This window comes from Nitrosomonas sp. ANs5, from assembly GCF_050584665.1.
Lineage (GTDB): Bacteria > Pseudomonadota > Gammaproteobacteria > Burkholderiales > Nitrosomonadaceae > Nitrosomonas.
Window position 1 is genome coordinate 25,285 of sequence record NZ_JBEUDO010000032.1, and the last position, 7,402, is coordinate 32,686.

Genomic DNA, 7,402 nt, shown 5'->3' on the forward strand with positions numbered 1-7,402 from the left:
ACACACCCTATAATAATGTTAAAAAGATGGGCCTAGAATAGCAATTTCCAAACAGCTTATTGGTTATACCAATCTTTTTCTGATCTTCAAACACTTGGTATGAATTCATGATTAAACGCATGTTGCTGGTTGCGATTCTGACCATGCTGATTTTCGGCGGGCTGTTCGGCTGGAAGTTCTATCAGGACAGGCGGGCGCAAGACCGCGTGCAGGCCCCCACGCCCCCGGTCGTGGCCGTGACGGAAGTCCGGCAGGAACACTGGCAGCCTTACCTAACCAGTGTCGGCAGTCTCATTGCCGTAGCAGGGGTTGATGTCAGCAACGAACTGCCCGGCAAGGTCACGGCGATTCATTTTGAATCCGGCCAGCCGGTCCGCAAAGGTCAGCTGCTGATCGAGCTCGATACCTCAACCGACGAAGCCGAGCTCAAAGGGCTGCAGGCCGATGAATTGCTGGCTCAGGTGCAGTTTGAGCGCAGCACGCAGCTGATTGCCAGGGAGTTCATTTCCCAGTCGGCCTACGATCTCAGCCGCGTGCAGCTGGCTCAGGCTGAATCCGCCGTCAAGACCAAATTATCGGTGATCGCAAAAAAACGCATCCGCGCGCCCTTCGATGGCCGGCTCGGCATCCGGCTGGTCGACCTCGGCCAATATCTGACCGAGGGTTCGGCGATCGTACCGCTGCAGTCGATTGATCCGATTCATGTCGACTTCGCGCTGCCCGAGCAGCATCTGGCCAGCCTGACCATCGACCAGGCACTGACCCTGACAGTCCAGGCCTATCCGGACAAGTACTTCCAGGGCACAATCAGCGCGCTCAACCCGGCCATCGATATCGGCACACGCTCGATCAAAGTCCGCGCCACACTGCCCAACCCCGAGCAGATCCTGCGCCCTGGCATGTTTGCCGATGTACAGGTGCTGTCCAGCCAACAACTAGAGGTACTGACGCTGCCCGATACCGCCATTACCTACAATCCCTATGGAGAATCGGTCTTTGTGGTCGAGTCCGATGCGCGCGGCCTGACCGTCCAGCGCCGGCAAATTGAGACCGGTGAAAACCGACAAGGGCGCGTCCAGATCATCAAAGGCCTGCAAGCCGGTGAACATGTGGTCAGTGCCGGGCAGGTCAAATTGCGCAACGACATGCAAATTCTCATCGACAAACAGCCCGCACCGAGCGAACGGGCATCCAGGCCATGAAATTCACCGATCTGTTTATCCAGCGCCCGGTCCTGGCGAGCGTTATCAGTCTGCTGATCCTGGTAATCGGCCTGCGCTCGGTTCTCCTGCTGGACGTGCGCCAATATCCGAAAACCGAGGACACGGTAGTAACTGTCACCACCAGTTACCCCGGCGCCGACAGCGATCTGGTCAAAGGCTTCATCACGACCCCTCTGCAGCAAGCAATTGCCGAAGCTGATGGCATCGATTACCTGTCTTCGGTCAGCCGCCAGGGCAGTTCCACCATCGAAGCGCGCATGCGCCTGAATTACGATCCCAATGCCGCGGTTGCCGAGATCCAGGCCAAGGTCGCCAGCCAGCGCAACGTTCTGCCAGCCGAGGCCGAGGATCCAGTCATCACGTCGCAGACCGGCGACCGCACCGCGCTGATGTATCTGGCCTTTTACAGTGACACACTGACACCGGCCCAAATCAACGATTATCTGTTGCGCGTAGTGCAACCCAAACTGCAAGCCGTGGAGGGTGTCGGCAAGGCGCAGTTGCTCGGCAACAAAACCTTTGCCATGCGCATCTGGCTGGACCCCAGGCGCATGGCTGCACTGGCCATCACCGCCGGTGAGGTGGCGGAGGTATTGCAGGCCAACAATTACCTTTCGGGTGCAGGTCAGACCAAAGGCGACTATGTCACCATCGACCTGAGCGCCACAACCGACGTGGCGCAAGAGCAGGATTTCCGGCAGCTGGTCGTGAGCAATCGCAATGGCACGCTGATCCGTCTGGGCGATATCACCCACAGTGAAATGGGCAGCGAAGACTATAATTCGGTCAGCTGGTATAAAGGCAAGGACGCCATTTTCATGGGTATCGAACAGGCACCCGGCGCCAATCCGCTCGTTGTCGCCAAGGCTGTACGCGAGGCGGTGGCCGAAATCCAACCGGAGCTGCCCGAGGCCTTGCAGGCGCTGGTCCCTTATGACGCCAGCCAATTCATTCAGGATTCGATCGACGAAGTGCTGTTCACCCTGGTGGCAGCAGTTGCGATCGTCCTGGTGGTCATCTATCTGTCGCTGGGAACGGTACGCGCGGCGCTGGTGCCGGCGGTGACTGTCCCGCTGTCACTGATCGGCAGCCTGTTCCTGATGCTGCTGATGGGTTTTTCCATCAACCTGTTGACCATGCTGGCGATGGTGCTGGCAATAGGCTTGGTCGTCGATGATGCGATTGTCGTGGTCGAGAATGTACACCGGCACATCGAATTGGGCAGCTCGCGTCTCCAGGCTGCGATCGATGCCGCGCGCGAGCTGGTGCTGCCCATTATCGCAACCACTGTCTCGGTGGTCGCGGTTTATCTGCCGATCGGTTTCATGGGGGGTCTGGTCGGCACGCTGTTTACCGAGTTTGCCTTCTCACTGGCTGGCGCAGTCGCCATTTCAACCATCGTGGCCCTGACATTGGCGCCCATGCTCAGTTCCAGGGTGCTCAAAGCGAAAGGTGCGGCGGGCCGGTTTGAACGTACGCTCGAGCATTGGTTTACCGGCCTGGCCAATCGCTACCGGCGCTGGCTGCATGCGGTACTGGCAGTGCCGGCCGTCGTGCCGGTGTTCGCGCTGGTCGTGCTGACCAGCATTTATTTCATGTTCAGTCTGACCCAGAAGGAGCTCGCGCCCACCGAAGACCAGAGCATCCTGTTCTTCATGGCCACAGGCCCCCAGACCGCGACTCTGAAATACAACGAAAGCTACGCGCGCGAGCTGATCGACACCTTTGAAGCCATTCCCGAATATCACGAAAGCTTCATGCTGCTCGGTTTCGGCGGCGATGACAATGTGGTATTCGGCGGTTTCAAAATGCCGCCGACAACCCAGCGCGAGCGCTCGCAAATGGATATCCAGCCGGAGTTGCAGACCAGGGTCAATGACATCGCCGGGTTCCAGACGGCAATTATTCCGCGCCCGAGCCTGCCCGGCTCCGGCGGCGGCCTGCCACTTCAATTCGTGATCAAAACCGATGCCGATTACGCCCAAATCGATCAGATTGCCGATCAGCTGGTGGAAAGCGCGCTGGCAAGTGGCCGCTTTTCCTTTCTGAGGAAGGAAGTCGAATTCAATCGCCCCAAGGCCACGCTGGTGATCGACCGTGACCGGGCGGCTGACCTCGGCATCTCGATGCAGGATATCGGCCGCAACCTGGCTGCCTTGCTGGGTGACAGCTATGTCAACCGCTTCAATTTGCAGGGCCGCAGCTACAAGGTTATCCCGCAGGTAGACGATCTGGCGCGTTTCGATACCAGCAAATTTCAGAATTACTATTTACGCACAGCCTCCGGCGGCCAGGTGCCGCTTTCGTCCCTGGTACGTATTGAAAAATCAGTAGAACCCAGCAAACGCACCCAGTTCCAGCAACTCAACAGTTTGACGGTATCGGGATCACCCGCGTCGGGCAATGCACTCGGTGACGCCATGGCCTATATGGCGCAATTGGCCAGCGAGCTGTTTCCACGCGGCTTCAGCTATGACTATACCGGCAGCTCGCGCCAATACGCGCAACAGGGCAGCGACTTGATCATCACCTTCTTCATGTCGCTGCTGATTATCTATCTGGTGCTGGCCGCGCAATTCGAAAGCTGGCGTGATCCGCTCATCATCCTGACCTCGGTACCGATGTCGATCGCGAGCGCACTCGCGTTTCTGATGCTGGGTTTTTCTTCGCTCAATATTTATACTCAGGTTGGCTTGATCACCTTGATCGGCCTGACAGCAAAGAACGGCATCCTGATCGTCGAATTCGCCAACCAGTTACAGTTGCGGGAGAATCTATCCAGGCGCAACGCCGTCGAACAGGCAGCGACCATTCGCTTGCGACCTATCCTGATGACCACCGTCTCGACCATGGTCGGCATGGTACCGCTCCTGCTGGCTTCCGGCCCCGGCGCGGCCAGCCGTTTTGATATTGGTCTGGTCATCGTCAGCGGACTCGGCATTGGCGGCGCGCTGTTCACATTGTTTGTGGTGCCGACTTTCTACCTGTTGCTGGCACGTGAGCGGCATCAGGATGAATCAATTGCCTAGGAGGCTGTCCGAGAATAGCGATCGTAGCGAGGGCGAGGCTGGTTAAGTTGGATTTTTCGATCATTTGAGGCGAATAGTCGTTCTATTTAACGAAAAGGATCGTAAAATCCGGCCAATCAGGCTCGTCCGCAGTAGATCAGTCTATTCTCGGGCAGCCTCCTAGTCAGCGCCCTGAAGCAGCCCTGCCGGAACCCCGGCTGGCCAATCCGATGCGTCCGTTCTACTGGCGCATCAGCTGCGCGCAACCACGCTGACATAGGTCAGCCCTGCCGATTCTGCCACCTCGAATGTCACCGGCAGAAACTGCTCGATCAGCCACATCGCCGTGCGCGCATGCAGGGTTAGCCTGCGCACACTGAATGAACCGCCGCCAGCAAGCGCCAGGAATACCAGCAGCTGATCGGCCGCATGCACATCGAGCCCGGCCCCTGTCGCAATATCTGCCATCAGCTCAATGCCGACAGCCTCACCCAGCGCTTCTGCGCGCACGCCACGCTCTGCGACACGCGCCGCGCCCAGCACCGTCTGCCCGCACTCGGCCCAGCAAACAATCGCCCCGCCAGCGCCTACGGCAGCTTCATGCCCGAGTATCCGCCGTTCGATACTGACCTGCACACCCAATGCAGCCAGCCGCTCACAGGCTGCCCGCTCCATGCGCAGCGCGATATGCTCGGGCAGATTGGCCACATGCGCAATACCGCGCACTGGCCCGGCGCCACCGAACCGGTCGAACACGCATGACACCAGCCTGGCAGGCTGCACATTAACCTCGATCTCGCCGCCCCCGCGAGGATAATAGCCACGCCGCAGCACCCGCACGCTCAGTTGCGCGCCGAGCCGTTCGATCAGCCGGACGAGCACTGCCCGCAAATAATCGGCAGCAGGCGCCTGCCGGATATCGGTTCCCCCCGTGACCCGTACTGCACAGGGTGCCGGAGCGGACAGCATGACGGGAATCAGGGCCTGCAGCACAAGCGTGATGCTGCCTGCGGTCCCGATATCGAAACGAAATTCTCCGCCGCGCAACGCGGCCGGTTCAAAAACGATCCGCTGCGATCGCAGCGCAAGACCGGTCATCCTCGCAGCACATAACTTGCCCACCGCCCGGACCCCGGCCAAATGCTGCGGCGCCAGGCCAGGATTGGAGCGCCGTGCCCGGATATTGCCGATATGCACACCGATACCGGTAATGGCAGACAACGCCACTGCCAGGCGCAGTAACTGCCCCCCGCCCTCGCCATAACTGCCATCGATTTCAAGCATGCCCCGGCCTCGGAAAAAACTTCGTCATGAATAAACACCACTATGACATAAAATAGCCTTGGATAAACACTGCCAGGTTGGCAGCGACCCATTTGGGATCAGCATGTTCCGGGAAACGATGCAATCGCTCGCGGCCATGCCAGACATCCCGGACAATCGAGGATAGCGTATCGATGGCACAAATCACCATTCATTTCCATCACACATTGAATGATTTTCTAGCGCCTGCATACCGTCACAGAGAAATCGCTCATCGCTTCGACCGCAAGGCTTCGGTCAAAGATATGATCGAGTCATTCAATGTGCCGCATACCGAAGTTGAGCGGATTGTGGTCAACGGTCACGCGGTGGATTTCAGCTATCTTGTGCAGGATGGCGACCATATCCAGGTTTATCCAGTCTCGACCAATCCTGGCGTGCCGTCACCGATCCCATTGCGCCCTGAACCACCACACCCACCCCGCTTCATCGTGGATACCAATCTTGGGCGGCTGGCGCGCTATCTGAGGCTGCTGGGATTGGATTGCCTGTACCATAATGACTATGAGGATGCAGTCATTGCGCAAATCGCCAGCACGCAGCAGCGCACCGTTCTCACCCGAGACCGCAACCTGCTCCGGCGCAACCTGGTCACCCATGGCTATTTCGTCCGCTCGGACATGCCCAAAATCCAGGTGCGGGAAGTCCTGGCGAGATTCGACCTGTACCGCTCGCTCGATCCCTTGACGCGCTGTACCCGCTGCAACGGGAAACTGACGGCAACTGACAAACACCAAATCGCGCATCGCCTGGAACCCTTGACGAAGAAGTATTACGACAAATTCCTGAGCTGCCCGGATTGCGGCCAGATCTATTGGCAAGGCAGCCATTTTGCGCGCGTCATGCAATTGATCGACCAGTTGTTGAGCCACCCCATGGATACAAGACGGCACTGAGAAGCTTCCAGGGCAGCGATGAAACTGGCGTATGTTACAAATCAAAGACTTGATGCTATATCTGAGCGCCTTTATACACGTACTGCCCAATAATCGGGACGGCGCGAATGGTGAGCGATCGCAAAAATGACAATACCCTTCGCATCGGGGCGGTATACAACAGAAAAGGGAAATCTATTAACGAAGACACGCTTGGTGCTCTTTGAAGCAGGAGAGCCTGCATCCGGGAAAGCCAGTGCCCTAGCGACGGCTTGCTCAACTTCTTGCGCAAGTGCAGCACCCAGACCTGGTTCTTGTTCATTGTAGTAAACTACTTCCTTGAGGAATTCTCGCCTTGCGGGCGCAATGAACTTGGCTCGCATCACTTGCTCATTCGCTTTGCCTCAGCAAACACATCCTCGGCAGAATACGATGGCATTTCGCCACGCTCGTATGCAGCGACACGTTGCTCTATCTCTTGAGCCCACGCCTCCTCAATTCCCGCTAGCGGCGCACTAAGTGACTCCAGCATTACTTCAGCCAATCTGGCTCTTTCCTCGGGGTTAAGACTTAAAGCCTGCTCTTCGATTTGCTTGAGTGACGTATTCATGAAAAACCTCCATGGCTAGAATTAGGGGTCAAGTCTTGTGACAAAACATCATGCCCCAGCTTTTTTAACAATGCGACTGACAGTCGCATAATGCAGTCCGAATTCATCCGCTATCGCTTTCATTGTATAGTCGCCTGTTTGATAGGCTGCTGCAATCCCTGCATTTCTGTCATTGAACGATGAATAATATGAGAGCGGCTTGGCATTTGCTCTTCGCTGCGCGCGTGGAATTTCACTGATATTGTGATCGGATTGCACATGCTGCTGCATGGTTTCGACAAATTCTTCCTTACCAAGATAAATTTGCCCGCGCAAGTCATTCCAAACACTCGGCAATCCCACCCCCGCATGCACAAAATCTCC

The 7,402-nt window shown here is 57.2% G+C and carries 8 protein-coding genes; 3 read left to right on the plus strand and 5 right to left on the minus strand.

Features of this window, described 5'->3' with window-relative positions; genetic code table 11:
- Positions 1 to 107 precede the first annotated feature (107 nt).
- Together ABTW62_RS08980 and ABTW62_RS08985 are read left to right on the plus strand one after the other, a co-directional pair.
- Positions 108 to 1,202, plus strand: a complete 1,095-nt coding sequence (locus ABTW62_RS08980) for an efflux RND transporter periplasmic adaptor subunit (RefSeq protein WP_430904245.1) — start codon at positions 108 to 110, stop codon at positions 1,200 to 1,202.
- The gene (locus ABTW62_RS08985) at positions 1,199 to 4,252 is read left to right on the plus strand and encodes an efflux RND transporter permease subunit (protein ID WP_430904246.1); all 3,054 of its coding nucleotides are present in this window, start codon (positions 1,199 to 1,201) and stop codon (positions 4,250 to 4,252) included. The genes ABTW62_RS08980 and ABTW62_RS08985 overlap by 4 nt, the downstream gene beginning before the upstream one ends.
- 231 nt (positions 4,253 to 4,483) lie before the next feature.
- On the opposite strand, the gene rtcA is transcribed toward ABTW62_RS08985, so the two are convergent.
- Together rtcA and ABTW62_RS08995 are read right to left on the minus strand one after the other, a co-directional pair.
- The gene (gene rtcA / locus ABTW62_RS08990; RefSeq protein ID WP_430904247.1) at positions 4,484 to 5,515 is read right to left on the minus strand and encodes an RNA 3'-terminal phosphate cyclase; all 1,032 of its coding nucleotides are present in this window, start codon (positions 5,513 to 5,515) and stop codon (positions 4,484 to 4,486) included.
- Positions 5,516 to 5,555: 40 nt separating this feature from the next.
- The gene (locus ABTW62_RS08995; RefSeq protein ID WP_430904248.1) at positions 5,556 to 5,705 is read right to left on the minus strand and encodes a hypothetical protein; all 150 of its coding nucleotides are present in this window, start codon (positions 5,703 to 5,705) and stop codon (positions 5,556 to 5,558) included.
- Between ABTW62_RS08995 and ABTW62_RS09000 the strand changes: the two genes are divergently transcribed.
- The gene (locus ABTW62_RS09000) at positions 5,689 to 6,450 is read left to right on the plus strand and encodes a Mut7-C RNAse domain-containing protein (protein ID WP_430904249.1); all 762 of its coding nucleotides are present in this window, start codon (positions 5,689 to 5,691) and stop codon (positions 6,448 to 6,450) included. The genes ABTW62_RS08995 and ABTW62_RS09000 overlap by 17 nt on opposite strands.
- Before the next feature lie 71 nt (positions 6,451 to 6,521).
- Here the strand turns inward: ABTW62_RS09000 and ABTW62_RS09005 are convergent, their stop codons facing one another.
- The 3 genes from ABTW62_RS09005 to ABTW62_RS09015 form a co-directional block, all read right to left on the minus strand.
- Positions 6,522 to 6,812 (minus strand): type II toxin-antitoxin system RelE/ParE family toxin, encoded by a 291-nt coding sequence (locus tag ABTW62_RS09005; protein ID WP_430904250.1) that lies wholly within the window; start codon positions 6,810 to 6,812, stop codon positions 6,522 to 6,524.
- Positions 6,812 to 7,039, minus strand: a complete 228-nt coding sequence (locus ABTW62_RS09010) for an addiction module protein (RefSeq protein WP_430904251.1) — start codon at positions 7,037 to 7,039, stop codon at positions 6,812 to 6,814. The genes ABTW62_RS09005 and ABTW62_RS09010 overlap by 1 nt, the downstream gene beginning before the upstream one ends.
- A 48-nt stretch (positions 7,040 to 7,087) precedes the next feature.
- The coding region (locus ABTW62_RS09015) for a helix-turn-helix domain-containing protein (RefSeq protein WP_430904252.1) at positions 7,088 to 7,402 on the minus strand (315 nt) is incomplete at its 5' end.